The sequence below is a fragment of the Thiolapillus sp. genome (assembly GCF_048562965.1).
Classification (GTDB): Bacteria; Pseudomonadota; Gammaproteobacteria; order Chromatiales; family Chromatiaceae; genus Thiolapillus; species Thiolapillus brandeum_A.
The window spans coordinates 1-614 of record NZ_JBHNMF010001469.1 but is presented as its reverse complement, the minus strand read 5'-3'; the positions used below and the strand labels follow the sequence as shown (position 1 = coordinate 614).

1 protein-coding gene is annotated in these 614 nt (G+C 51.1%); it reads right to left on the bottom strand.

Going from position 1 to position 614, the window contains the following annotated elements:
- Positions 1-361 precede the first annotated feature (361 nt).
- Entirely contained in the window at positions 362-562 is a 201-nt protein-coding gene (locus tag ACOCD2_RS24985; RefSeq protein ID WP_419626360.1) for a hypothetical protein, read from the bottom strand.
- Positions 563-614 lie beyond the last annotated feature (52 nt).

Sequence of the window (614 nt, the reverse complement as noted above, 5' to 3'; positions counted from 1 at the left end):
TCCAGTTACCTGCAGACCATGGCAAATCAGGGATACAATCCGCTGGTCGCCATTCAAATGGCCTTTTCGGGACAGCTCTACGCTGATAGGGGTGAGTAGTTACAGTGCAACAAAATTTAATGGCTACCAGCTTCGTATGTCTGTCTCCGTAAGAACAAAGGGTTCTCAAATTGTGGTGAGAGCTAACGCGCAGTATAATTTAGCTGCTGTTGAGGATCCTCAGCCGTATAATGATTTCTTTACGTCGCTTGAAAAGGCATTGTTCCTTGAAAAAAATACTTAGTTTTCCAAGTCTTTCGCTGCCAGCCATGGAGAGCGAAGCGAAGGCTGGTAGTCCCCAGTAGCCACGAGGCCGCACTGCTTACCCGTCGTGCGCATAGCGCCAGAGGGGAAGCAAAGTAGGCATCCAAACGCGGTGTCCAGTCATTGGGAGCCAAGTGCGGAGCAGCAACGAGCTTGCGAAGTTGTTGCGTAGTGCTTGGTGACCAGGACGGCTGGGGCACCAATAGGTTGTCAAAGGCCGAGTCGATTTTGGGGACTGGGATGTCCCAAAATCTATCACGAGGCCGAAGACACGCTTGCAATATCTGGCGGGTTCGGAACACAGGATAGCT